Source organism: Bacillus cereus group sp. MYBK222-1, assembly GCF_051916425.1.
In the GTDB taxonomy this organism is placed as follows: Bacteria; Bacillota; Bacilli; order Bacillales; family Bacillaceae_G; genus Bacillus_A; species Bacillus_A paranthracis.
Genome location: NZ_JBQAGP010000001.1, coordinates 677,485 through 701,247, shown reverse-complemented (window position 1 = coordinate 701,247; position 23,763 = coordinate 677,485). Strand labels below are relative to the sequence as shown.

Genomic DNA, 23,763 nt, shown 5'->3' with positions numbered 1-23,763 from the left:
CTTCCCTTTCCTATTGTCACACTAACATTTACATCGAAGGGTTGGATTACACTTTTCAATTTGTTGAATGTTTTCTTTCTGATCAGGTACATGTTGCAAAATATCTTTAATAATTGGATAAAAACTACTTTCCTCATTTAAAGAATAGTAAATCCATTGTCCCTGCCGTTCTTCCTTTAATAATCCAATATCTTTTAATTTTCGAAGATGTTGGCTTATAGATGGTTGGCTCATATCAAATACTACTTGAAGTTCACATACACAACATTTACGCTCATTTAAAATTGCAATGGTTGTTAGTCTTGTTTTATCTCCAAGTAGCTTCAAAACACCTGATACTTGAGCTAACTCTACAACTGTTTGTTGCATCGCAATCCCTCCTTTCAAATAATTATATAAGCATACACTTATATATTAGGTAAAAAAATAAATCCTTATGCAGTTATTCAAAATAAATATTAAATCATGACTGAATTCGATATAAGTATATAACTAATTACTTATATGTTTCAAGTAATATAACTGATTTCTAGAAAAAATTATTGCTTCTAGGGATTTAATGCAAATGTTTTATTTAAACAACACCTATAAAGAAAAATATGAGGTTTCTCTTATTTTGTAATCAATTCATCAATCTCACTTATTTCTTTATATGCATGCTCGAAGTTTTGAAATGTATAATTCCCATATGCAGTATGATTTCCTCTAAAAATCCTATTAAAAATAATCTCCTTGGCCTCAATAACAGTACACTGCTGCGAATTCATAACTAATCTAAAATAGGATTTAAAGTATTCGACACTAAGCTGGCTTCCATTATTAATAATCATATAATCACCTTATTTCATTTATTTAACGACCTATCTTAACACTTCTTCTCTCCATCAAAATGTTATCTTTCCAAATTCCATTCACCTGCCCTATTTTCTCTCTTATCCCTACAATTCTAAATCCATTCTTTTCATGGATTTTAATGCTTGAAATATTTTCCGCAAAAATATTTGCCTGCAATGTCCAATAATTATTTTCCTCTGATAAATCTACAAGCTCTTTGAGTAATCTGAATCCAACATTATTCCCTATATAGTTTGGATGAACATATACACTCGTTTCTCCTACACCCACATATGCACATCTTGATGATATTTTACTAACAGAAGCCCATCCAATAATAATTTGATCTACTTTAGCTACAATACATGTCTTAAGATCACGGTTCATTTTCCATTTATACCAATCCGGACATTCTGTCTCAAAAGTAGCTGTTTTAGTTGAAATACCCTTTAAGTAAATATCACTAACCTGAGGCCAATCCTTTTCTGTTAGCTGAACAATACTATACTCCATAACTTTCATCCCTTCTACTATTTTGCTTTGAAATATTATAACTACGTTTTAAGGCCCTTAGTCAATATGCTAAGGACCTTAAAATGATTATTTATTCAAAACTTTCAAAACAGATTCCATTTGAGGCTTTGTAGCAAAACTCACTAATGTTCCATTCACCACTACCGCCGGTGTAACGTAACGCAATACAGAATCTTCACTAATGTTCCCAAAGCCACGCTCTTGGATTAACTGACTTAATTTCTTTTGAGCTAATACGCGATCCATTGACAATTCGTAGTTATACAAATGAACATTAACCAGTTTATCGAAGTGTTCTTTTAATTGTTCCTTTAATTCTAAGCTTTCTTCAAAAAATTGATTACTCTCTTCGCAGCAACCCTCTTCTGAATTATTATCACTGTCACAACAGTCAGTTTGGTTAGTAACAACGCTAGGAAAAATCTCTATTAAATCATTTTTATTCATAGTCATATCCCCCTTAAACTGTCTCATATAAACGATGTACTGGCTTAGGTGGTAATGGACTAAAACATTCATTGTATGTTTCACTCCAATTACTACCTAACTCTTTATTAATAGCACCGATAGAATCTGCTACAACTAAGTTAAGGATAGCAGGAGTTGCCTCAATACGAATATTTAATACGATTCTAAATTCTTTTCCTTCTTTTACATTTTCAACTGTAAATGTAGGTGCATCACCTGTTTGAACCATACTAGCTTTTACATAACCACCTTCAAATCCTACATGTACTTTTAAATGAGCGATAGCCATTTTTTCACGGATAAAGTGCTTATTAAGATTATCCAACAATTTTTCAGCCCATTCACGAGGGTTTATATCTTGCTCTGCTTTGATATCTCCTAAAATATTCATCCAAGCTAACTGCGCTTCACCCTCAGCATAAAGTTCATAGTCAATATCTAAAACCTTATCTCCGCCTAAATCAGTCGTCAGCCATGTATGAGTTAAAGCTTCTAAGTTATCTCCTCTTTCAGCAGAAAAAGTTTGAATGATAGTTTGCGGGTACCTCTGTTGTAAATATGCTTTCAGTTTAGCAATCTCCTCTTCAGAATAGCGGTCTACTTTATTTAAAGCAATAATATCAGCTTCAGCTAATTGCTTTTCAAAAATATAACTAACTGATTGAGAGAAAAACGGTTTCGTATTTTCATCAAGATTAAGCTCATGTAGCAACCTTGCTGGCTCTACTACAATAGTTAATGGAGCTGTCTTAAACTTATCTGCATAATACTGTTTTAATGGTTGAATAACAGTGGCAGCAAGATCCGTACAGCTTCCAACAGCCTCTGCAATAATTACATCTGGTTGTTTTTCTTTCATTAAAGTATTTAAGTTATTGTATAAGTCATCGAATTGACAGCAAAAACAGCCTCCTGTCACCTCTTTAGACTCTAATCCATTTGCACGAGCTAATTCAGTATCGATTAACTCTTTCCCTTGGTCATTTGTTACAATTGCAACTCTATAACCTTCCTTTTCTAACTTTAACGCTGATTTAATCATAGTCGTAGTCTTACCCGCTCCTAAAAATCCTCCTAATAAAACAAGTCTTGCTGTAGACATTTATCGTTCCCCCTATTTTCTATTGTTCATGTATAAATTTATAGACTATTGCTGCTAATAACGCTCCTAACGTTGTTGCAACTAGGTATATCCATAAGTACTCAAACGTACCAGAGATTAAAGCTGGTCCAAAAGATCTTGCTGGATTCATTGATGCACCGCTAATTGGTCCACCAAACATTGCTTCAAGTGCTACAGTTGAACCTATGGCAACCCCAGCAAAGGATTTTGTTGCCTTTCCATGTGTAGCTGAAGCAAAAATAACCATCATTAATATAAATGTTAATACAAATTCAAGAATGAAACTTTGTGTCCAGGATTGACTTGGCAATGTTGCACCCAAATTCGCAATGTCCCCAAATATGGAAAGTAAAAATAAACTAGCGAATGAAGCACCAATCATTTGAATTAAAATATATAAGATAGCTTCTCTTCTAGAAATTTCTTTAGCCGATAATAACGCAATTGTCACAGCTGGGTTAAAATGAGCACCTGATATATGACCAAACGAATAGATTAATGCAAGAACTACTAACCCGAAAGTGATTGCTACACCTATGTGCGTTAAACTTTGAGTTATGGAATTAACAATAATTGCACCCGTTCCCGCGAAAACTAGTGTGAATGTTCCGATAAATTCAGCTAATAATTTCCTTTTTAATTCCTTTGAATACGCAATTTCACGAAAAGAGTCTAATTTGACAGTGGTAACATAAGAACTCGCGACTGATTTATCTCTCATACAAGTTCACATCTCACTAACATTTTAAACAACATCTCTTAAAGATTCCTTCCTCCGGTGGAGTCAACATTTCAAAATATAACTCGTCAATCTTTGAATCTGGATGTTTCCAGTCGTAATGGAACTCATATTCTGTTAACTCTAAGTCTTGAATAGATTGTTTATGTAATAACGGAGACCCTTTATATAGATAAAGTCTTGTTTCATATTGAATTGGATCAATAATATTTCCTAACTCATTGTCTTCTACAAATGATCTAAATGTTGTTAAATCCTCAAAAGTTGTCCAAGGATTGAACATAATAAAAGTAGGATTTAATTTAATATCTATTTCTCTTAAATATGCAATTCCTTGTTCGATATCAGCGACAGAAGTATCTTTTGCTACCGCATCTAAAACCTCTTCTGAAGGGAATTCTAGAGCTGAAGTAATAAATTTAACTCCTAGTTCTTTCATTTCAGCAAGTGTCTTCTTGTTCTCAAGAATGTGATCTACACGAGTTGTAAAATCGTAAGTTAATTCTGGAAATTCTTCGTGTAGCTTTCTCAAAATCTTAATGCCATGATATTTAGCATTAAAGAAATCGGCATCAATAAAAGTTAAATGCGTCATGCCGCCCTCTACTAAGTTTCGAACATCTTGCAAAACAATTTCTTCTGGAACTAAAATAACTTTTCCATCATAAGCGGCAAATACTGAGCAGTATAAACATTTATGATGACACCCTCTTGCAATTTCAGTAGATCCAACCACTTGATCAGATCCAAGTAAACGATTGATTTGTTTTTGTGGATATTTATGTAATGCTGGAAGTAAATGTCTGGAAGGAATATCTAGATGATTGCGTGCCATATATGGATGAACTGATTCTCCTTTAATCGCTTGTTCTGCACTTAAAACTCCAGGTAGGCTCTCTTGCGTTTCTCCTGATAAATGTTTAGCTAACAAAGTTAGAGGATGTTCCCATTCCCCACTTATACAAGAATCACTGTAACGACCCGCAAGTCGATTTGCATTTATAGTTGCATGTTGCCCAAAGAATGTAATATGAGCATCAGGATTTATCTCAGCTACTTTTTTTGCCACTTCAATCCCTGCTGTAACAGCATCAAATAATGGAACAGAAATAGCAACCAATTGTTTGTCTTTAAATTTCTCTTCAACTAAACCTTCTACATATGTATCTAGGATTTCTACATCAAAGCCCGCTTTAACTAGTGGTGTAGCAGCTGTTGCAATTGTGTTGGGCTGAAATCCTCCTTCAAAATTAGAAACCAATAAGATATTCAACTTCTTTCCCCCTATTTCATACTTCAACAATTTCAATATCATTTGTTATACATAATCAACCAATAACACATTCTTGTAACGTTAACTTACGGCCATACTGGATCAATTAAAAACACTACAGTTGCTGCAAAAAGAACTACTTTCATCCCAAATAATTGAACTTTTGTTTTCATAAATTATTTCCCCCCGCTATTAACCTTTTTAACATTTTTATAAAATTAGTTTTTTGTTACTAACTTTAACTAAATCATAATTCAACAGGTAATCATTGTCAATACATTATTAACATTTATTTTACATTTACTTTTTGTTCAAAATTGTTAATAATAGTGAGTAAGTAGTAAAACACAATATGATTGGAGTTATAATATGTTAGGTCAACGTATCAAAGAGCTAAGAAAACAAAAAAAACTAACTCAAGAGAAGTTAGCCGATGGTATTATTACACGTAGTTATTTAAGTCAAATAGAAAAGGGATTAATTCAACCTTCTTATGAAGTATTAGAGGCTTTAAGCAATAAATTAAACTGTTCTGTAGAGGATTTCTTCGATGTTGTGGAAAACAAAGAATTAACACTCTCTCAAATAAAAAAAGATATTAAGGCAGCAGAAAACCACACTACAGCAAATCTATGGGATAAAGTTAAGAACTTTATTGAGCAAAAGAACTATTTTAACCACCCAGATGTGAATAAGTATGATGAAGGAATTTTGAATTGGATACATGGTAAATATTACGAGCATATTCATGATTTCAATCACGCAATTCCATACTTTACAAAAAGCATTTCCTTATTAAAAGAAGGTAACTATGTAAATGAACTTGTTAGATCGTTAGATTCTCTAGGATACTTATATAGTAGAATTAACAATCACGAAACAGCTCTCTCTACACTGAATAGAGCTTATAAAATAATAATTCATGAACAAATTAGTGGAATTCTACGTGTTTCTTTACTTGCTAATTTAGGTATTGTCCATGGCCGGTTAAGCGAATATTATTCAGCAATTAACTTCTTAGAAGAAGCAATTGAACAAAACGAACAAACACGAACTCATTATAAAGCAGGCGAAATCTATATGGCACTTGGTATTTGTAATATGGAACTCCAACGCTTCGATCAAGCTAAAAAGGCAAATGAAAAAGCTCTTAAATTTTTCAAACTAAATGAAAACAAACTTTATGAAGCAGGAACATACACGAATCTTGGTATTCTTTCTTCTTATAAAAAAGAGTTTCATCAAGCTCAGTTATCATTTAAAACAGCTCTTAATCTTTATACTCAAATCAATGCAAAACCTAATGAAATTATGAACGTACAGGTCGAATTAGCTAAAAGTTATTTCGCTCAAAAAGATTATGAATCAGCAAAATCAATTTGCTTCGACACTATTGAAACTAAATCGAAGAATAAACATAAAGCACAAGCTTATGAATTGCTGGGCGACATTTATCTTGAAGAATCTAATAAAGAATTAGCACTAAAGTATTATATGGAGGCAAAAGAAATTGCCGAGTTTATATCGCCAAACAATAAACAAGTTTGTAGACAAATTTGCAAAAAAATTGGAGATTGTTATGTTGTATTGAAAGACTTCGAGAAAGCTTCTTACTACTATCAAGAGTGTTTCTAATTTAAAAAGGACAGTGAATTCCTATTGAATTCACTGTCCTTTTTATACAAAATTAAAAGAACCATTCAAATTTCTTTTTTATTCTTCACACTTTATTTCTTCCAATCCGTCATTTTCACACGAATACTCTGTTCCATCTTCTTTAATAAATAACAGACAATGTTGAGGCATCCCATTTTTTTCATTTCGAGTTAAATATGAAATATATATATTTTTACCAATACTTTTATCCTGTTGCTTTTTTATTATTTCATGACATAAATCTACTATATAAATATATCCACCTTTTCTATGAATAATTTCCTGTGGCACATTCTCTAAAGCAAGACGCACTTCCTTTTTAACTTTACATTGTACTTCAGAACTGCTGCCTATGACTTCTACATCTTTAACATTACTTAAAACATTAAATTCTGTAAAGCCTTCTAAGCCACATCTGCGAAGAAGATTAAAAGTAGATGTAGCCTGATCTAATTCAGCTACAAGTAATTCTCCTATTGGATAACCATTTGGATGATTAGTTTGATATAAATTATTAACTCCATTATATAATTTTAATATCTCATTTCTAACTTCAAATTTAGAATACCTAGCAGGATTTAAAAAGACAGTATTATATAAACAATCTCTTAAAATTTTTGAAGCATGCCAATTACTTTCTGCACCTGAACCTGCTATATCAACATACGGAGTAACCGAAAGAATCTTCTTCCTAAAATCCGAATCAACTTCCCCAGTGATTGAGCTTGTCCCCCTAGTATCACTAACTAACAAAACACCATTCGGTAATATAACACCTATAATTAATGTCATGCTTTTTCCCCCTTCATTTCAAATCTACAACTAATTTCTTTTTAAATCAATCCTCTCACAATATAGTTCTTCGTTGAGAGAATTTCAAAATATGTGTATCAAATATTAGTTTATATTTTGTATCAATAACTATCTTTCCTAATGGCTCAGCTTCTCTACTAACTTCTATCGAAAAAGATATACATTTGCAATCATCTATATATTTTTGCATCATTTCTTCTTGTATGGAATGTATATGTTCCTCAGTTTTTTAGTATTGAATCGTGATTTATTTGGATAACTATCTAGTAATATTTATTTTAATTTAGAATATTACTGTTCTACTCCTAGAAAACTTCCGGAATATATTATCTGATAATTAGAACTAGCGTCACAATGTTTGTAAAAAAGGCGCAGAGGTTTGATTAAAGTAACGAGGTTTATAAAAAGATATGATACTTTATCTCTTCAAGTTAAGACTTCTAAATAATTTTTAATCTAACATTATTTCAAAGCTACAAATTGAATGTGCTACTATAGTTATACATACAAACTCTTAAAACAATTAAAGGATAGGTGAACGAGAACAACCATGAAAAAATTTTCTTTAGAAAAAAATGCTCAATGTCTTTGTGGATCAGGAAAAAAATACAGAAATTGTTGCTGGGATATTTTATCGAACATTACTAAAGATATGAATTTCCAAAAGGAAATTCATAATAAAAATTTTGATAAAGCTCTTAAACTTTCTCTAGCAGACTTAACTAGGTATATGATTTATGTTAAAAGAGATACCGAACCACTGCTTTTAAACAGCCCAATTTTAGGGGATCATATGTTAGAAATAGATTTAAAGGCATTAGATGAAATTATTAATAAGAACTTATTCGTTATTAAAACTGGAAATCTAGATGTAAATTTCATCTCTATGCTTCATAATTTGAGTAAAGTTTTTTATAACCAAAAATGGCATCAACTTTTAACATATTATAAAACAGTTTGGTACTATTTGTATCAGAAAGATATAAATAAAGCGGTAGTAATACTTTCTGGAATTTCATATAAGGAAATCTACAACGTACAATTTCTTCAATTATATCTCGATGTGATGAATAAAAAGCTTTCGTTTTCAGATAAAATCGAAATAAAAGATATATTAATAAAAAAATCGGATAATTTAACAGACAAAATAAAATATATGGCAGCTAAAGGGATTGAATTCTTTTTAATTGAAGATTTAGAGAAAGCAAAAGATCTATTTAATGAGGCATTACTATTAGCTGAACAAAATATAAATCACTTTAAAGAAACATATGACTATTTTAATTTAGCGAATCTCTATAATTATGCTGGTAAAATTTTTGATAACATGGAATACATAGAAAAGGCTGTTGATTATTATACCAAAATACTTGAAGACAAGAATGTCACTCAAAAAGGTATTTCAGATGCATATTCACGATTAGGTGAAGCATATTTTAGTTTGAAAAATCTAGAAAAAGCGCTTGAATGCTATGAAAAAAGTATAGAGATTGATGGCAATGTATTATCAAAAATTTTTATTGCACATGTTTTCACTGTCAATGAGGATTTTGACAAAGCTTCAGAAATATTAGATAGTATAGATATTAATAAATTAGAGGATAAGGAAAAAATTGATTTTGTTTTTAATTATGCAGAGTTAATACTGTATACAAAAAAGAAAGATGGTATAGAAAATATATTAATTAAATTAAAAGAATTAGATGTTTCTTCTAAATATTTTAATGATAAGAAAAACGAATTAATAATTAATCTCCAGGAAGTTCTACATTTGTCTAAAGATGATGATAAAGATTCAGGAATAAAAAAAGTATTACGAAAAATAAATGATTACTTTATACTTGAACCTAATATAGCAGGATTCGGTATAAACATTAATGAAATATTAAAAGATATATTGAAAAAAAAATCCAAATAAAATAGTTGTTTTGTTTAGATTTCTTAGGTGTAGCTCTAAAATATGGTTATGACGTTTATACAAGTAAATAAAGTCACGATGTATGGTTACTTCCAATTAAAGAATTATAAGCGAATTTTAATCAAAAATTTTTTAAACAAAGGAAAGTTCCTCCCAAAAGAAAAGAAACCATTTTAATTATTCCTTTTTGAAAATGGTTTCTTTTCTCACTAAAAAAGATTTATAAAGCACTTTTAATCAAGCTCTATTCCAAATCAATCACCTTCATTTTGAGCCAATTGAAGGTGATGTAGTGCTACCCCTACTATCAAGATAAATATTGAATTTATATATTATTAATAACAAATTATATAATAATACTTAAAATATAATATACAACCACCGCTATAATACCAGCCCCAGGCAAAGTCACTATCCACGACAAAATAATATCTCTAATTACAGACCAATTAATCGTTTTTGCCCCTTGCTTCATACCTGCTCCAATGATAGCAGAAGTACTTACATGCGTTGTTGATACTGGTAACCCTAATTGACTAGAAGACATTACTAAGCAAGTTGTCGTTATTACAGAAGATAAAGAACTATTTTCATCAAGCTTTGTTACTTTACGTGCTAATAAATTTGTTACAGCTAATCCCTTCACAAGACTAGGGGTAGTACCAGCGAAGCTGTCACCGCCCGCAATAAGGAAATGTCAATTTTAAATTAAGTTTTTATTTTAATATTTTTTAAACGCGTATACCCCATCCTGTTTAAGATGGGGGGAAAATAAAGTAGTTAATACATGCTTCAATAATCTAAGTTTTATCCCACAATTGCGCCTTTTAGTTGAAAAACATTGGGTAAGGAAAATTAAAATGTATCAAAAATCAAAACCTGCATATTACTAGATGAGATGAACATTTTAATAGTCAGTCTAAAAAGCAAGCATTTCGCTATCCAATTAAATATTTCCTATTGGACTCCTGCAAATCCCCATTGGAATACCCTTATGATTAATGACCTTTTTCAGGTTCACAATAGCATTTCCTCGATAAACTTGTTCCATAATATTTTTTATTTTTTCGCCTTCTTGTTTACTAACTTTTTGCTTCATAAGCATTTTTTGAAACCATTGACTAATTTCCGTCGGGGAAACATTCCCCGCAATGGAAGAAAGACGATTATATCCATGTAATACTTTTTCATCTAAATCCACTTCTCCACCAGCATAAAAATATAAATTGTTTCTAAGCATACCGTTTTTTATTCGCTCAATTTTTTCTTTATTGCCAGCATCTTTTATTCCAACCACTAAGTCTATCTCACTTAATTGAATAATACTTTTTTCTGATAAATCAAATCCAGTTCTTTTTGGATTGTTATATAAAATTGTAGGTTTATTACTAAGGTGTATTATTCTCTTTGTATAAACCACTGCTTCTTCTTGTGTCGGTATAACATACGGTGGATACCCAAGCATAATACCTGATATTTTTGTGTGACGAATCTTTTCAGCTAATTCCTCTGCCTCTTTCTGTCTAATTGAAGCCACACCAAATATTATTTCCATATTACCAATGAGTTCTTCCTCCAGTTCTAAACCATTTATGATTTCAATTTTCTCTTGGAGGTTTAGACTATGCTGTTCCCCAGTAGTTCCAGAGACGAGAACAGATTTTATTCCTTGTTTATATAGATCTCTTATATGACTTATTGTCCCTTTAATATTTAAAGATTCATCTTCAAAAAAAGCTGTTGGCACGGCAATATGAACTTTTTCTGTTAGCATTATGTTATCCCCTTTTTCTACTAATCTTCTATTCTTTAAGCAGATAATTTCATAATGTTTACAGCACCTCTTCGTACACTTTTAAATTTTGATAAATAGTCTTCAGGAACGGGGCTTCTATATGGAATTGTTTAGCTAATCCCAATAAATATCCTTGTAAATGCTCTCCTTCAATAAATAACCCTTTTTCCATATCCCGTTGCATAGAAGTTTTAAAATCATAAGAAAGGCTATCTACTGACTTCATATACTTTTCCACAATATTATCTGCAATGGGGGCTTTACAAGCTCTCATTATTTCTGTTACTTCTTCAAACAAATTTCTAATAAAGTCTCTGCCGCCATCGCTTTCACGGATTGGTCCTATTGGTGCACGCATAAGTGTTGTAAGACCTGACATAACGGTAATAAGTAAATATTTATGCCACATGTCTTGCATAATTTGGTTACTTAGAACAAAGTTCGCTTTTGTACCACTGAATGTATCAGCAATTTGTTGTATTCGATCTGTTTCTTGATGTTCAAGTTCACCAAATACAAGTCGATCAAAAGCACTCGAATGCAAGACTTCTCCTGTTTTATTTAATGTTGTTTCTATAATACATAAGCCTCCAATCACTTTATTATCACCAAATGCTTCTTTTAATGGAGATAGATGGGCTACGCCATTTAATAATGGAATAATTACCGTTTTATCACCGACAAATGGTTTCAAATTGTTTATTGCTTCTTCTAAATGATAGGCTTTTGTTGAAAGTAACACGATATCAAATGGATCGGTATTATCAGCTTTTGTTATTAATTTTGGTGCAAAAGAGAAATCACCGTTTACACTGTGAATAACTAAACCATTTTTCTCAAGCTGTTGTTTTCGTTTAGTACGAACGAGAAAAACAGCGTCTTCTCCTTTTTCTACTAAACGACCACCAAAATAGCCTCCGATTCCTCCAGCTCCTAAAACTAAAATACGCATATACAACTCTCCTTAACCAAATTTATATTCAACCTAAAGTATTTATAGGAACTAACGAGGTTGGTTTAAGTATAATACTTCACAAGTTTGCTTTTGATTTAAGCAGCAATGAAATTATTAAAATTCTCCTTTTCTTTACTGCAATAAAAGTGCAACTGAACATTGCAAAAGTAATAACGCCAATACAATATTTATTACTCGAAAATGTTTGAAATACGTTTTTTGGAATAATCCACCGAAAAATATCCAAGTCAAGGTAGCAAGCGAACCTATTGCAGCAATGATCATTTCAAAAAATAAAAGCAAACCCAGCGATGAATAATAAGGCATAACATATCCTGTTAGAGAGGTGATCCCAAATAAAAATATCTTTACATTAACAATTTGTAGAACAAAACCAATCCAAAAAGAGGGCTGTTTCTCGGATGTTTTATTGTCAGGCTTGCTAATGGCAATCTGATATGCAAGCCACAATATATATATTACTCCTGCATATGTAAGGACAGTCATTATTGGATTTATTAAGTTTTCTAATCCAAAAATAAATAGGGCACATAATGCTTGCACAAAAAAATAACCAGTAAAGATTCCCAAGAATAAAGGTTTTCCTCTTTTCCATCCATAATTCGTCATTGTATTTAATGCTAAAATATTACCTGGTCCCGGTGTAAAGGCATTTATTATTACGTATATAACAAATGAAAATAATACTTGAACGCCCATATCAAAATTCACTCCACTCTCATATCAATGATTATAATCATTCATAATTATAGTGGTTCTTTTTGATATAGCATAATACCAAAACAATATATCCTGATATAGTCAACAACTATATCAGACACATTATTTGTCCATTTTTAGTTATAATTCTTGTGCAAATCTTTTTAATGCATCTAAATATATTTCACCAAGTTTCGTTAATGTGACATCACTATGCTTAATTGTTCCAACACGTATGACTTCATCTAAATTAAGAGGAACTGCAATAATTTCATCTCCATGAAGATATTTAGGGAAAACCCCTGAAGAAATGGTATAACCATTGAGACCAATCATGAAATTGACAATGGCTGCTCTATCGCTTACTTTGATACTTTTCTTTACACTTCTTGTACTTAAAATTTCTTCTGAAAAGTAAAAAGAATTGTACTCTCCTTGTTCAAAAGAAAGGCATGGATAGTCTTCTAATTCATCCAAATTAATAGATTCTTTGTCGGATAATGGATGTCTTTTATTAATAAATACATGCGGTTTCGCTGTAAATAGTTCTGAAAAGGTTATGTTTCTTTCTCTTAACAGTTTTAATATTACGGATTCATTATAATTACTTAGATAGATAATTCCCAGCTCACTTCGTAAATTCTTTACATCTTCAATGATTTCATAAGTTTTTGTTTCACGAAGGGTAAACTCATATTCAGACATTCCAAATTCTTTTACAAGTTCCACAAAGGCATTAGCTGCAAAAGTATAATGCTGGGTTGAAATACAAAAATGTTGCTTAGCTGTTTTTTCACTTATGTATTTTTCTTCAAGCATGGTAAGCTGCTGTAATACCTGTCTGGCATAACCTAGAAACTCAGCCCCTTCATTAGTAATAGTAACCCCTCTATTCGTTCTAATGAATAGAGGAATTTTAATTTCCTTCTCTAATTCCTTAATCGCATTCGACAAACTTGGCTGGGAGATGAACAAACTTTTTGCTGCTTCATTCATAGATCCCTTACTTGCTACTTCTAATGCATACTTTAATTGTTGTAAATTCAAACTGAACGCCGCCTTTTCAAAGCCCCTAATAATTACTCTATCAATAGAAAAAATCGAATCTTTAACTACATATTTTTAGCGTTTTACCACTTTTTCCTTTCCAACAGAATCTCATCTATCGTTTAGGTTCGCAACAATAAAACTTTGTTTCAAATCTACAGGAGCTTCAGGAAATCTTATTCCGTTAAATGGTCCTATTCAGAAGGACGCCTTGTTCCACAAGCGCGCCCGTTCGGCATAGTCAAATCAAGGTTCTTAAGTTAACGCAATTAAAGAACAACTTCTGTTGCTGATTAATCCCTATGATAAAAAACCATCTAAGAATTGTGACCATTCCTCGATTAATGAAAAGGTAATAGTTAATATTAACTTCAATAATTTTTTTATTTCACCATCTTATTTGTATACATCCGACACTATTTTCAAAAAAGCTTTCAAGGCACGTGTTTTATAACGATTTTCCTTTAAAACGATGCCAATTTTCCAAGGGATATATTGACTACTGATTTCTTTGACACAAAGATTCTGTGAGCACATTTCAGTTAAAGGACTTGGAATAATAGCTACTCCTAGTTCATCACGAACTAATGCCATTAACAAATCCCACTGCGTTGTACTATATGCAATATTCGGCACAAAATTCTCCTTACGACAACTTTCTAAAACCACTTGGCTCAAGGCAAATGTAGTATCAAACAATATCCAATCATCCTGTTGCAGTTGTGCAAGTGTAATCTGCTGTTCCTCTTTTAAAACGTGACTTTTAGGTAAACAGGCAACAAACGGTGCTTCAAAAATAAGCTGTTCTTCTAGTTCCTTGCTTTGGGTTGGTATCACGACAAAAGCTACATCGACTTCACCCTTTTCAACAAGCTTTTCTACATTTAAACCTCCTTCTTCGACAATTTCAAGTGTAACCTCTGTATACTTCTTTGAGAAAGCTTTCGCCACTTGTGGAAAGAAAAAGGTACCAATAATTTGCGGCAGCCCGACTTTTAAATGCCCTTTTATATTTTCATTTATATGTTCATTTATATCTTCAAGCTCTTTTTTTAACTCCTTCATTTGCTGTAGCATTGTAATCGCTTTTTCATAAACAAGCTGACCTTCATCGGTTAAACGAATAATCCGATTAGAACGCTCAAAGAGTGTTACGCTAAGTTTTTTCTCTAGCTTTTGAATTGTTTTAGATAGGGATGGTTGTGCGATAAATAGCTGCTCACTTGCCTTTGAAAAGCTTCCACATTCCACAATTGTTTTAAATACCTCGAAGTCTCGTAAATTCATCGTATTCCCCCATTATTCCCTTTTGGCATATTCAATATGATTATTATATATTTTACATTATAAACGATTCCTCTTACACTTTTAGGAAACAGGAGGGATTCAGATGTCAACATGTAAAGTTGCTGTCGTTCAAGCAGGTTCAATCGTAATGAATAAAGAGAAATGTATCAACAAGGCAATAAAATTAATCAAAGAGGCTGGGGAACAGGGAGCCAATATTATTGTTTTTCCAGAAGCATATATTCCAGCGTATCCACGTGGGATGAGCTTTGGGGCAGTGGTTGGAAGTCGTTCGGAGAGTGGACGCAATGACTTTTTACGTTATGCAAAAAATGCCATAACAGTACCTGGTCCCGAAACAAATCAATTAGGTGCTGCGGTGAAAAAAGCAGGTGCTTATACTGTTATTGGCATCATTGAACGTGACCAACAAACAAGTGGTGGCACACTCTATTGCACAGCGATTTTCTTTGGTCCAGACGGAAGATTGCTGGGAAAACATCGAAAACTAAAACCAACGGGCAGTGAACGTCTTATTTGGGGTGAAGGGGATGGCAGTACGCTCCCTGTATTTGATACACCATATGGCAAAATTGGTTCCCTTATTTGTTGGGAAAACTATATGCCTCTAGCGCGTGCCGCTATGTATGAAAAAGGTATTCAGATTTATATTGCACCAACTGCTGATTCACGTGATACTTGGTTTGCTTCCATGCGGCATATTGCGATTGAGGGACGTTGCTTTGTTTTATCTTGCAATCAATATAGTACAAAGGATATGTATGAAGAAGATTTAATAGCAACGGAGGAAATGCAAAATATGCCTTATGAAATTACTCGTGGTGGCAGTTGCATCGTAAATCCACTTGGAGAATTTTTAGTAGAGCCGGTATTTGGAAAAGAAGAAATACTATATGCTACTCTGAATTTAGACGACATCACACGTGGTCATTTTGATTTTGATGTAGTTGGACATTACGATCGAAAAGATGTGTTCCAATTAGTCGTAAATGAAGAAAAGCAATAGATTCCCTTTTGGCTGTTAATATATATCTATGTTTATTGATTCGGGTGCCTGCCCAAGTATTGTATAATCAATACTTAAAGGTTCAGGCACTTTCCGTTTTAAACCTTTACAAAAAATTAAAAGTTTTCTTATTGAACTCCCCTTTAAGTACATTTCTTCACAATCTCACACCAACATCAACATAAATATCCAGTTTTGTTTGGAAGTCTTATTCAATTAACTGGCCCGTTTGCGGAATAGAGTAAATGGAGCTTTTACTACTTTTTTATAAAGTAGTATTTGCTATGCAATTACTGTAACAAAAACGACCATTTCTGTTACATGGTGTGAAAAATATATTTTGTCTGCCAATCTAGCATAAACAACGTAACAAAAATATGTAACAAAATAATTTGTAACAATATTAATTATTTCATAGTTTTGGTACAATTATGCTGAAAGGTGAGGATATGAATGAAATTTGGTTACATGCGTGTTTCGACTATTGATCAAAATTTGGATCGTCAAAAAAGACAGCTTGAAAAATTTGGATGTGAACGCATCTTTTTTGAGAAAGTAACGGGAACGAAACGGGAACGTCCGGAACTAAACCGTATGCTGGAGTTTCTTCGTCCAGAAGACACCGTTGTTGTATCGGATTTAACTCGCTTATCCCGTTCCACGAAAGATCTGATTGAGATTACGGAACTCATCGCCCAAAAAGGAGCGCATTTAAAAAGTTTAAAGGAGTCTTGGCTGGATACAACAACGGCACATGGGAAAATGTTGTTTACTATTTTTGCAGGCATTGCCCAATTTGAGCGAGATCTCACTTCTGAACGGACAAAGGAAGGCATTTTAGCTGCAAAAAAACGGGGAAAATATCCTGGAAGACCAAAAGCTGATGAAGAAAAGATCAACTATGCCCTATATCTTATAGACCAAGGGATGAGCCGGACAGATGCTGCCGAAAAGGCCGGTATTTCCCGTATGACCCTATATCGTAAGCTACAAAGGGGTGAAAAACATTGAAAAGGAATTGGGAATTAGATGAGCTAATTGATCACTTTATCCTTATGCCTGATGAACAAGAGCAGATTCAACTAAAAAGGGGAAATACGAAACTTGGGTTTGCTGTCATGTTTAAGTTTTTTCAATACGAAGCTAGGTTCCCTCATACCAAGAGTGAGATACCAAAGACAGTTATAGAGTACATCGCTAAGCAGCTAGAGATGAATCCCGATGTTTTTTCTGAATATGATTGGACCGGACGTACCATTACTTATCATCGTTCGGAAATCCGTACCTATTTTGGATTTCGCGAAACTACTCTGCAGGATGTAGACTTATTGACAGACTGGTTATGTAAGCACGTGTTATTTCATAGCCATGAATTTAACTATGTTGAGGATAAGTTATACCAACAATACAGAGAATTAAAAATTGTGCCTCCCACCCCAGATCGTGTAGAGCGTCTTATTCGCTCTGCTACCTACTCCTATGAAGATCAATTTTTCGCCTCTATTTATCAAAGACTTTCTAGCCAGACATGTGAAGGGTTGGATAAATTAATTAATCTTTTAGAAAAATTTGAAGACGCCTCAGAAGCAAAAGAATTATTAACATTTCATGAATTAAAGTCCGATCCTGGACGCATTGGATTAGAAACAATCTTCAAAGAACTTCAGAAACTTCAAACCATAAAAGAGCTGCAATTACCCTATGATTTGTTTAACGATATTTCACCAAAAATTTTAAAGAAATACAGAAAGCGTACAGCAACAGAGGATATCCGTGAATTGCGCCGGCATCCACCCCAGATTCGCTACACACTTTTATCTTCCTTCTTTTGGCTTCGAAGAGCAGAAATTACAGACGGTCTGATTGAACTGCTTATACAAATTATTCATCGTATTAATGTTAGGGCCGAACGTAAAGTGGATAAAGAATTAATACATAATTTAAGGAAGGTAAATGGGAAAAACAATCTATTGTTCCAAATGGCTGAACAAGCGTTAGATAATCCAGATGGAATTATTCGGGATGTCCTTTATCCTGTTATCAGCGAGGAAACACTTAAAGATTTAGTAAAGGAATTTAAACATACAGGGCCTGCCTACAAACAGAAGGTATATACGATTATTCGTTCATCGTACAGTTCCCATTACCGCAGGATGGTTCCCCGTATTTTGGATATGTTAGAGTTTTGTTCAAATAATGAGGCTCATCATCCAGTAATCGAAGCGTTAGAACTTATAAAAAAATATATAAATTCAAATGCTCACTTTTTCCCAGAGTCTGACCAGGTTCCATTAGATGGTGTGATCCGTCCCAGCTGGAGATACCTAGTCGTGGAACAGGAGACTTCAGGCGAAGAGAGAATCAATCGTATTAATTATGAGATTAGCACCTTGCAAGTCTTACGTGATAAGCTGCGATGCAAAGAAATATGGGTACCTGGTTCGGAACGATATCGTAATCCAGATGAAGATCTGCCACAGGACTTTGAACTGCACCGTGAAGAGAACTATAAAGCATTGAAAAAACCTATTAATCCCGATGATTTTATCACAAATTTAAAGGAAGAAATGACAAAGGCGTTAAATAAATTAGATCAAGGAATCCCTAAAAATAATAAGGTTCGCATTTTAGCAAAAGGAAAGGGAAATGGCCGAATATCTATTTCTCCTTTTGATCCGGTGCCGGAGCCAGTTAACCTATCACGCCTAAAAGCTGAAATTATGAAACGATGGCCAATGACGAGTTTACTAGATATCCTCAAGGAAGCTGATTTGCGTGTAAACTTTACGGACCTTTTTAAAACATCTGCATCAAGAGAGGTCATTAGTAAAGATTTGCTACAGAAGAGGCTTATCTTATGTTTATACGGTTTGGGGACAAATGCAGGGCTAAAGCGAGTTTCAAATGGGGAACATGGCGAAAAGTATAAAGATTTATTATATATACGGCGAAAATACATTGATAAAGACAATCTACGTATCGCTATTGCTGAGATTGTTAATGCCATTTTGCGAAATAAAATGACCGATATATGGGGAGAAGGAACAACTTCCTGTGCTTCCGATTCCAAGAAATTTGGTGCGTGGGACCAAAATCTAATGACTGAATGGCATATTCGGTATAGGGGCAGAGGTGTAATGATTTACTGGCATGTGGCTAAACATTCAACCTGTATCTATTCTCAATTAAAATCATGCTCTTCTTCTGAGGTAGCGTCTATGATTGAGGGAGTTTTAAAGCATTGTACAAGCATGGAGGTTGAAAAAAATTATGTAGACAGTCACGGTCAAAGCGAAGTAGCTTTTGCCTTTTGCCATCTCTTGGGTTTTCAGCTTATGCCAAGATTAAAAGCTATCAATTCACAAAAACTTTATAGGCCAGATAGTGGCATGAGTGATGCTTTCCCTAATTTACAACCGATTCTTACAAGACCTATCAACTGGGAATTGATTCGTCAGCAATATGATCAGATGATTAAATATGCTACAGCCCTGCGTCTTGGAACAGCCGAAACAGAGGCTATCTTAAAACGATTTACAAGAAGCAACTTAAAACACCCGACTTATCAAGCCCTGTCGGAGTTGGGAAAAGTTATTAAAACCATTTTCTTGTGTGATTATTTGGATTCTGAAGATATTCGGAGAGAAATTAATGAAGGTCTTAATGTTGTAGAGAATTGGAATTCCGCAAATGGCTTTATTTTTTACGGAAAAGGTGGAGAAATTTCTACAAATAGATTGGAAGACCAAGAGGTTGCTGTTCTTTCTCTGCATTTATTACAAAATTGTCTCGTGTATATTAATACACTCATGATTCAATCTGTATTATCAGAAAAGCAGTGGCAGGATATGATGACACCTGAAGACTTGAGAGCGTTAAGTCCACTTATATATAGCCATGTAAATCCTTATGGTATCTTTAAATTGGATATGATGGAGAGAATTCCAATCGAAGAAAGGCAATCAGAAATAGAAAACACTTTGCATATTTAACTTTATTCCTTATTGCGGGTAGTGACAGCTTCGCTGGTACTACCCCGACTACCAATACTCATTGCAACAGTAACCAGAAGGAATAAGGATAAGTGTGATTCATCCCCACCATTTTCAAATCCATTTAATGTTGCTACGAGTAACGCGATTGCTACTATTTTAGGAGTATCATTAACAGATCGTACAAAACAAATAAGTCCACTAGATAACCAAGCAATCCCCTTTCCTGCTTGAGGATTAATATGAATTTTATTAACAAATAGATTAAGAATCCAGGCTACTCCAAGACCTAATACAGGACTCAAAAGTAAAGGCAATACAATCTTGCTCACTAAATTTCCCCATAAAACACTGGATACACCATGAGATATACAAGCTACCAAAATTACTGCTCCTATAATTGCGTGGGTTGTTGATACTGGTAATGAAAATTTAGTAGCTAGTGCCACCCATAAAGTTGCCCCAATTGCCATAGCCAATGCCATAGTAGCTGAAAGTTGATAAGAAGAGTTCATTAATCCCTCTGTAAATAGCTTTAATATTTTTGAAGCGAAGAAAACCGAAAGCCCTCCTCCTATTGCAGTCATTATAGAACCATATAATAGTGCTGTCTTTTCCGTAGCAATTTCAGCAGCCACAAGAGGTGCAACGCCTTTCGAAACATCATTACCACCGTTCTCTACGGCTAACCACGCTACAATACTTAAACCAATAAAAGTCATAAATGAATAACTTGGAAAAATACCCAAAGCATAAAATGTCATTGTAATTACACACGCCAGTACCAATCCTGTCAAGGGATTGGATGTAAAATTAAACTTCTTATTTATTACTGTTTCCTGTCCAGAACTAACTTCAATAGGTTGTTGATACACACTTTCTTTCATAAACCCCATCATCCTTAATATATATTTAGTTTAAATATCCCTTTTATCCATCACCCAAGTTCCAATATGCTATATATTTTCATGTTGTCTCCCCTTACAAACATAAAACTTTCTCTTGATCAACATATTGGAGAAAAAGAACAATGAAATTCATTTTGATTCCACTGCTCTTTTAATTAACATTTCATAAACCGCTGGAGAAACTATCTTCTTGATTTCTTCATGATTTACTTCATAAAAAGACCATTGCGCTTGATTATGTTTTATTATGATTTTGCTACTCAACAACAGCTTTAAATGATAAGACATCTTAGATTGAGGCATCTTAAAAATTTCTTGTAAATCGGAAACACACAATCGATTATTTTGTGAAATTTCATAAAGAATCTTGAGTCTTGTTTCATCCGCCAGTGCCTTGAATTTTATTACATTGTCATTAAGCATCCTAAACTACATCTCCACTAATTCACTAATAGCCAATTCAAAGCAACCATTCAACGAATCAGCTATCTTTTTTGAACTTTCTTTTGTATTACCATCAACAATATAATAGCCAATACGATCAAAGTTACTAGTTGTTTTATTTACTCTTTCCCCTTTATTTACATACCAGTGTATTTCTTTAATAGATTCTGCTCTAAAGTTTTCATTGAAAGATATGTAACCTTCTTTATCAGCAATTAAAAAGCGAATTGAAGAAGAAGAAACTAATTCTTTGTTGCAACAACTATTTTTAATAGGCAAACCTAGGTTAATTCTTAATGCTATTCTACGTAAATCTATTCCTGTCACATACTCTACAAGATCAGTTATTCTATCTCCTCCAGGTCTAGCGTTAACCTCAATAACCTTAGGTCCGTCACTTGTCACTTTAACTTCAGTATGAGTTACCCCAAAGTCAACACCTATAACATCTAAAGCATTTATTACAGTCTCGTGAATAGATGTTTCTATATCTTCCTCAAGAACTGCTGGGAAGTTATGTCCCACCTCCACAGACAGAGGAAAAGGAGTTACTACCTTTTCAGTAACACCTACTATAGTAGTTTTACCATCTATAGTATAAGATTCAATGCTATATTCTGGTCCATCTAAATATTCTTCTACAATTGCTTCAGGATCTAGGGTTTGTCCCACTAGATTTAATTTTGAGTGACTAATTACATCTACAGCTTGTTTGACTTCATTGTAATCTTTACAAAGATATACGTTCTTACTTCCCGAATCATTAGAAGGTTTGACAATTACCGGGAAAGAAAAGTCTTCTAATTTCTCATTCAAGTTATCAAGTTCCCTAATAAGAACAAATTTCACAGAACTTACATTTGAATCATTTAACTTTTTACGAGCTAATTTCTTATTCCGACAAATAATGGCCGTTTCATAGGATAAGAATGAATTAATCTCTAAAATTTCACCAACTTTTGCGGCAAGTGGAATACGATATTCGTTTAATGTGTAAACGCCTACTATATTATATTTCTCACTTAACTCCTTACATTTTCCAACAACAGTTTCTTCATCATTTAGATCAATTTCTACTGGTACTTCAACACTGAACATTTCATCAAAGGAAATATTCTTTCTTATCAAAATAACGCCATAACCTAATTCTTTTACTAAATCAACTTCATTATCTCGAGGACTAATAACAAGCACATACTGGTTATTCATATTGCTCCTCCTTATTCACAGCAAGTCGATGTTGTTTTTGTTTCTACTTTGATATCAAGTAGGCTTCTTGTTTTTTCTGCACTTACTGCAATAGCAATCGCATTTACATGACCAAGTTCTTCTTTTGTAAATCCAATTTGTCTCGCTTGTAACACAGCACTTTTCAGTAACTTTTCATTACCTGTTACAGTAGCTGCTGTAAGAATAGCTACAACTTTTTCTTTATCAGTTAGAACTCCCCCCTCAATAACCTCATTGAAAAAACCTTCAAATTTCTCATTTAAATTTTCGTTTAATGCTAACATTATATTTCTCCCCTTTATTAACATTTTTAACTTTTTTAAAAATGTATTATTTTGTTAACTAAATAATACCTATATTATTAACATCAGTCAACAAAAATTCAGAAAAATAAAAATGATAAAAAAGTAAATACGTATTGACAATGTAATTAGTTGTATTTTACAATCAATTTAGAAACAGTTGCAGAATACAACTAATAATAACTTTAGAAAAGTGGTGGGAATATGACTGATATCTTAGGTTATAAAAAAGAGGCTTATCAACTTCGTCAAATGCTTCAAATTTTAATTAGAAGGTTTGGTTTATTAGAAAAAGAAGGCGCACAATGTTGTGGTGTTTCCCTTATACAAAGTCATATCTTATTTGAGGTACAACGTCAGAAAAATCCTTCTTTAAATGAATTAGCTTCTTCATTAGGATTAGATAATAGTACATTAAGTCGTCACATTCAGGGTCTTGTAAATAAGAATCTTGTAGAAAGAACACAATCTCCTACAGATCGACGATATTTATCTATTACCTTAACCCCTGAAGGTGAGAAATACGAAAATGAAATTGGAAAGCAAATGAACACATATATCGAAGAAATACTATCAAATGTTCCAAAAGAAAAACGTATGCAGGTATTAGAAAGTATTGATTTAATATTGGAGGCTATGCAAAGAAGTAGTTGCTGCTAAAGCCTCCTTCTTCTAAAATCTATAGTTGCAAAATACAA

At 33.1% G+C, this 23,763-nt stretch carries 23 protein-coding genes; 6 read left to right on the top strand and 17 right to left on the bottom strand.

All coding sequences use genetic code 11. The annotated features are described in order from the left end of the window. Positions 1-21: 21 nt before the first annotated feature. The 6 genes from ACTFR9_RS03570 to arsL all read right to left on the bottom strand — a co-directional run bounded on the left by ACTFR9_RS03570 (position 22) and on the right by arsL (position 4,971). Positions 22-369 (bottom strand): ArsR/SmtB family transcription factor, encoded by a 348-nt coding sequence (locus ACTFR9_RS03570; protein WP_001188007.1) that lies wholly within the window; start codon positions 367-369, stop codon positions 22-24. Positions 370-852: 483 nt separating this feature from the next. Then, the gene (locus tag ACTFR9_RS03565; protein WP_000456786.1) at positions 853-1,347 is read right to left on the bottom strand and encodes a GNAT family N-acetyltransferase; all 495 of its coding nucleotides are present in this window, start codon (positions 1,345-1,347) and stop codon (positions 853-855) included. A gap of 87 nt (positions 1,348-1,434) precedes the next feature. Further along, positions 1,435-1,815, bottom strand: a complete 381-nt coding sequence (gene vcpD, locus ACTFR9_RS03560; RefSeq protein ID WP_001038621.1) for an ArsD-related vicinal cysteine protein VcpD — start codon at positions 1,813-1,815, stop codon at positions 1,435-1,437. 13 nt (positions 1,816-1,828) lie between these two features. After that, entirely contained in the window at positions 1,829-2,938 is a 1,110-nt protein-coding gene (locus ACTFR9_RS03555; RefSeq protein WP_000100984.1) for a GTP-binding protein, read from the bottom strand. 19 nt (positions 2,939-2,957) lie between these two features. After that, on the bottom strand, positions 2,958-3,680 hold the full coding sequence (locus ACTFR9_RS03550) for an MIP/aquaporin family protein (RefSeq protein ID WP_001205149.1): 723 nt from the start codon (positions 3,678-3,680) through the stop codon (positions 2,958-2,960). A 16-nt stretch (positions 3,681-3,696) separates the two neighbouring features. Next, positions 3,697-4,971 (bottom strand): arsinothricin biosynthesis radical SAM protein ArsL, encoded by a 1,275-nt coding sequence (gene arsL, locus ACTFR9_RS03545; RefSeq protein WP_001023735.1) that lies wholly within the window; start codon positions 4,969-4,971, stop codon positions 3,697-3,699. 369 nt (positions 4,972-5,340) lie between these two features. On the opposite strand from arsL, the gene ACTFR9_RS03540 reads away from it, so the two are divergent. Next, positions 5,341-6,606, top strand: coding sequence for a tetratricopeptide repeat protein (locus tag ACTFR9_RS03540; protein ID WP_000901451.1), 1,266 nt, complete (start codon positions 5,341-5,343; stop codon positions 6,604-6,606). 78 nt (positions 6,607-6,684) lie between these two features. Here the strand turns inward: ACTFR9_RS03540 and ACTFR9_RS03535 are convergent, their stop codons facing one another. Then, complete coding sequence (locus ACTFR9_RS03535) at positions 6,685-7,419, bottom strand: hypothetical protein (RefSeq protein WP_000172604.1); 735 nt, start codon at positions 7,417-7,419, stop codon at positions 6,685-6,687. 571 nt (positions 7,420-7,990) lie between these two features. On the opposite strand from ACTFR9_RS03535, the gene ACTFR9_RS03530 reads away from it, so the two are divergent. Next, a complete protein-coding gene (locus ACTFR9_RS03530; protein WP_000714589.1) occupies positions 7,991-9,358 on the top strand; it encodes a tetratricopeptide repeat protein in 1,368 nt (455 codons plus the stop codon). Positions 9,359-9,704: 346 nt separating this feature from the next. On the opposite strand, the gene ACTFR9_RS03525 is transcribed toward ACTFR9_RS03530, so the two are convergent. The 6 genes from ACTFR9_RS03525 to ACTFR9_RS03500 form a co-directional block, all read right to left on the bottom strand. Beyond that, the gene (locus tag ACTFR9_RS03525; protein ID WP_440048953.1) at positions 9,705-10,004 is read right to left on the bottom strand and encodes an inorganic phosphate transporter; all 300 of its coding nucleotides are present in this window, start codon (positions 10,002-10,004) and stop codon (positions 9,705-9,707) included. 300 nt (positions 10,005-10,304) lie between these two features. Beyond that, entirely contained in the window at positions 10,305-11,132 is an 828-nt protein-coding gene (locus ACTFR9_RS03520; protein WP_440048952.1) for a dihydrodipicolinate synthase family protein, read from the bottom strand. Positions 11,133-11,190: 58 nt separating this feature from the next. Further along, the gene (gene panE / locus ACTFR9_RS03515; protein WP_440048951.1) at positions 11,191-12,105 is read right to left on the bottom strand and encodes a 2-dehydropantoate 2-reductase; all 915 of its coding nucleotides are present in this window, start codon (positions 12,103-12,105) and stop codon (positions 11,191-11,193) included. Positions 12,106-12,240: 135 nt separating this feature from the next. Then, positions 12,241-12,828 carry a LysE family transporter gene (locus ACTFR9_RS03510; RefSeq protein WP_440048950.1) on the bottom strand — a complete coding sequence of 196 codons (588 nt, stop codon included), beginning with the start codon at positions 12,826-12,828 and terminating at the stop codon, positions 12,241-12,243. A 141-nt stretch (positions 12,829-12,969) separates the two neighbouring features. Next, positions 12,970-13,875: a LysR family transcriptional regulator gene (locus ACTFR9_RS03505; RefSeq protein ID WP_440048949.1), complete on the bottom strand. Its 906-nt coding sequence runs from the start codon at positions 13,873-13,875 to the stop codon at positions 12,970-12,972. Between the two features lie 396 nt (positions 13,876-14,271). After that, positions 14,272-15,162: a LysR family transcriptional regulator gene (locus ACTFR9_RS03500; protein ID WP_440048948.1), complete on the bottom strand. Its 891-nt coding sequence runs from the start codon at positions 15,160-15,162 to the stop codon at positions 14,272-14,274. A 103-nt stretch (positions 15,163-15,265) separates the two neighbouring features. On the opposite strand from ACTFR9_RS03500, the gene ACTFR9_RS03495 reads away from it, so the two are divergent. The 3 genes from ACTFR9_RS03495 (at position 15,266) to ACTFR9_RS03485 (ending at position 20,181) form a co-directional block, all read left to right on the top strand. Next, a complete protein-coding gene (locus ACTFR9_RS03495; RefSeq protein ID WP_440048947.1) occupies positions 15,266-16,189 on the top strand; it encodes a carbon-nitrogen hydrolase family protein in 924 nt (307 codons plus the stop codon). 453 nt (positions 16,190-16,642) lie between these two features. Beyond that, positions 16,643-17,200 carry a recombinase family protein gene (locus tag ACTFR9_RS03490; RefSeq protein ID WP_061793457.1) on the top strand — a complete coding sequence of 186 codons (558 nt, stop codon included), beginning with the start codon at positions 16,643-16,645 and terminating at the stop codon, positions 17,198-17,200. After that, entirely contained in the window at positions 17,197-20,181 is a 2,985-nt protein-coding gene (locus ACTFR9_RS03485) for a Tn3 family transposase (RefSeq protein WP_440048946.1), read from the top strand. Before ACTFR9_RS03490 ends, ACTFR9_RS03485 begins: the two co-directional genes overlap by 4 nt. 2 nt (positions 20,182-20,183) lie before the next feature. On the opposite strand, the gene ACTFR9_RS03480 is transcribed toward ACTFR9_RS03485, so the two are convergent. The 4 genes from ACTFR9_RS03480 to ACTFR9_RS03465 form a co-directional block, all read right to left on the bottom strand. After that, the gene (locus ACTFR9_RS03480) at positions 20,184-21,068 is read right to left on the bottom strand and encodes an inorganic phosphate transporter (RefSeq protein ID WP_440048945.1); all 885 of its coding nucleotides are present in this window, start codon (positions 21,066-21,068) and stop codon (positions 20,184-20,186) included. Positions 21,069-21,218: 150 nt separating this feature from the next. Next, the gene (locus tag ACTFR9_RS03475) at positions 21,219-21,512 is read right to left on the bottom strand and encodes an ArsR/SmtB family transcription factor (RefSeq protein WP_000930884.1); all 294 of its coding nucleotides are present in this window, start codon (positions 21,510-21,512) and stop codon (positions 21,219-21,221) included. A 6-nt stretch (positions 21,513-21,518) separates the two neighbouring features. Further along, positions 21,519-22,742 carry an ATP-grasp domain-containing protein gene (locus ACTFR9_RS03470; RefSeq protein WP_001064923.1) on the bottom strand — a complete coding sequence of 408 codons (1,224 nt, stop codon included), beginning with the start codon at positions 22,740-22,742 and terminating at the stop codon, positions 21,519-21,521. 11 nt (positions 22,743-22,753) lie between these two features. After that, entirely contained in the window at positions 22,754-23,047 is a 294-nt protein-coding gene (locus ACTFR9_RS03465; RefSeq protein ID WP_000880521.1) for a carboxymuconolactone decarboxylase family protein, read from the bottom strand. Positions 23,048-23,269: 222 nt separating this feature from the next. Here ACTFR9_RS03465 and ACTFR9_RS03460 point away from each other — a divergent pair, with 222 nt between their 5' ends. Further along, positions 23,270-23,725 carry a MarR family winged helix-turn-helix transcriptional regulator gene (locus ACTFR9_RS03460; protein WP_001992779.1) on the top strand — a complete coding sequence of 152 codons (456 nt, stop codon included), beginning with the start codon at positions 23,270-23,272 and terminating at the stop codon, positions 23,723-23,725. Positions 23,726-23,763: the final 38 nt, after the last annotated feature.

Excerpts from the sequence above, each read along its gene's own strand:
- ACTFR9_RS03535 (WP_000172604.1), bottom strand. The coding sequence starts at position 7,419 with ATGACATTAATTATAGGTGTTATATTACCGAATGGTGTTTTGTTAGTT.
- ACTFR9_RS03555 (WP_000100984.1), bottom strand. The coding sequence starts at position 2,938 with ATGTCTACAGCAAGACTTGTTTTATTAGGAGGATTTTTAGGAGCGGGT.
- ACTFR9_RS03540 (WP_000901451.1), top strand. The coding sequence starts at position 5,341 with ATGTTAGGTCAACGTATCAAAGAGCTAAGAAAACAAAAAAAACTAACT.
- ACTFR9_RS03570 (WP_001188007.1), bottom strand. The coding sequence starts at position 369 with ATGCAACAAACAGTTGTAGAGTTAGCTCAAGTATCAGGTGTTTTGAAG.
- panE (WP_440048951.1), bottom strand. The coding sequence starts at position 12,105 with ATGCGTATTTTAGTTTTAGGAGCTGGAGGAATCGGAGGCTATTTTGGT.
- ACTFR9_RS03460 (WP_001992779.1), top strand. The coding sequence starts at position 23,270 with ATGACTGATATCTTAGGTTATAAAAAAGAGGCTTATCAACTTCGTCAA.
- vcpD (WP_001038621.1), bottom strand. The coding sequence starts at position 1,815 with ATGAATAAAAATGATTTAATAGAGATTTTTCCTAGCGTTGTTACTAAC.
- ACTFR9_RS03470 (WP_001064923.1), bottom strand. The coding sequence starts at position 22,742 with ATGAATAACCAGTATGTGCTTGTTATTAGTCCTCGAGATAATGAAGTT.
- ACTFR9_RS03490 (WP_061793457.1), top strand. The coding sequence starts at position 16,643 with ATGAAATTTGGTTACATGCGTGTTTCGACTATTGATCAAAATTTGGAT.
- ACTFR9_RS03550 (WP_001205149.1), bottom strand. The coding sequence starts at position 3,680 with ATGAGAGATAAATCAGTCGCGAGTTCTTATGTTACCACTGTCAAATTA.
- ACTFR9_RS03495 (WP_440048947.1), top strand. The coding sequence starts at position 15,266 with ATGTCAACATGTAAAGTTGCTGTCGTTCAAGCAGGTTCAATCGTAATG.
- ACTFR9_RS03500 (WP_440048948.1), bottom strand. The coding sequence starts at position 15,162 with ATGAATTTACGAGACTTCGAGGTATTTAAAACAATTGTGGAATGTGGA.
- ACTFR9_RS03465 (WP_000880521.1), bottom strand. The coding sequence starts at position 23,047 with ATGTTAGCATTAAACGAAAATTTAAATGAGAAATTTGAAGGTTTTTTC.
- ACTFR9_RS03475 (WP_000930884.1), bottom strand. The coding sequence starts at position 21,512 with ATGCTTAATGACAATGTAATAAAATTCAAGGCACTGGCGGATGAAACA.
- ACTFR9_RS03480 (WP_440048945.1), bottom strand. The coding sequence starts at position 21,068 with ATGAAAGAAAGTGTGTATCAACAACCTATTGAAGTTAGTTCTGGACAG.
- ACTFR9_RS03530 (WP_000714589.1), top strand. The coding sequence starts at position 7,991 with ATGAAAAAATTTTCTTTAGAAAAAAATGCTCAATGTCTTTGTGGATCA.
- ACTFR9_RS03520 (WP_440048952.1), bottom strand. The coding sequence starts at position 11,132 with ATGCTAACAGAAAAAGTTCATATTGCCGTGCCAACAGCTTTTTTTGAA.
- ACTFR9_RS03510 (WP_440048950.1), bottom strand. The coding sequence starts at position 12,828 with ATGGGCGTTCAAGTATTATTTTCATTTGTTATATACGTAATAATAAAT.
- ACTFR9_RS03565 (WP_000456786.1), bottom strand. The coding sequence starts at position 1,347 with ATGGAGTATAGTATTGTTCAGCTAACAGAAAAGGATTGGCCTCAGGTT.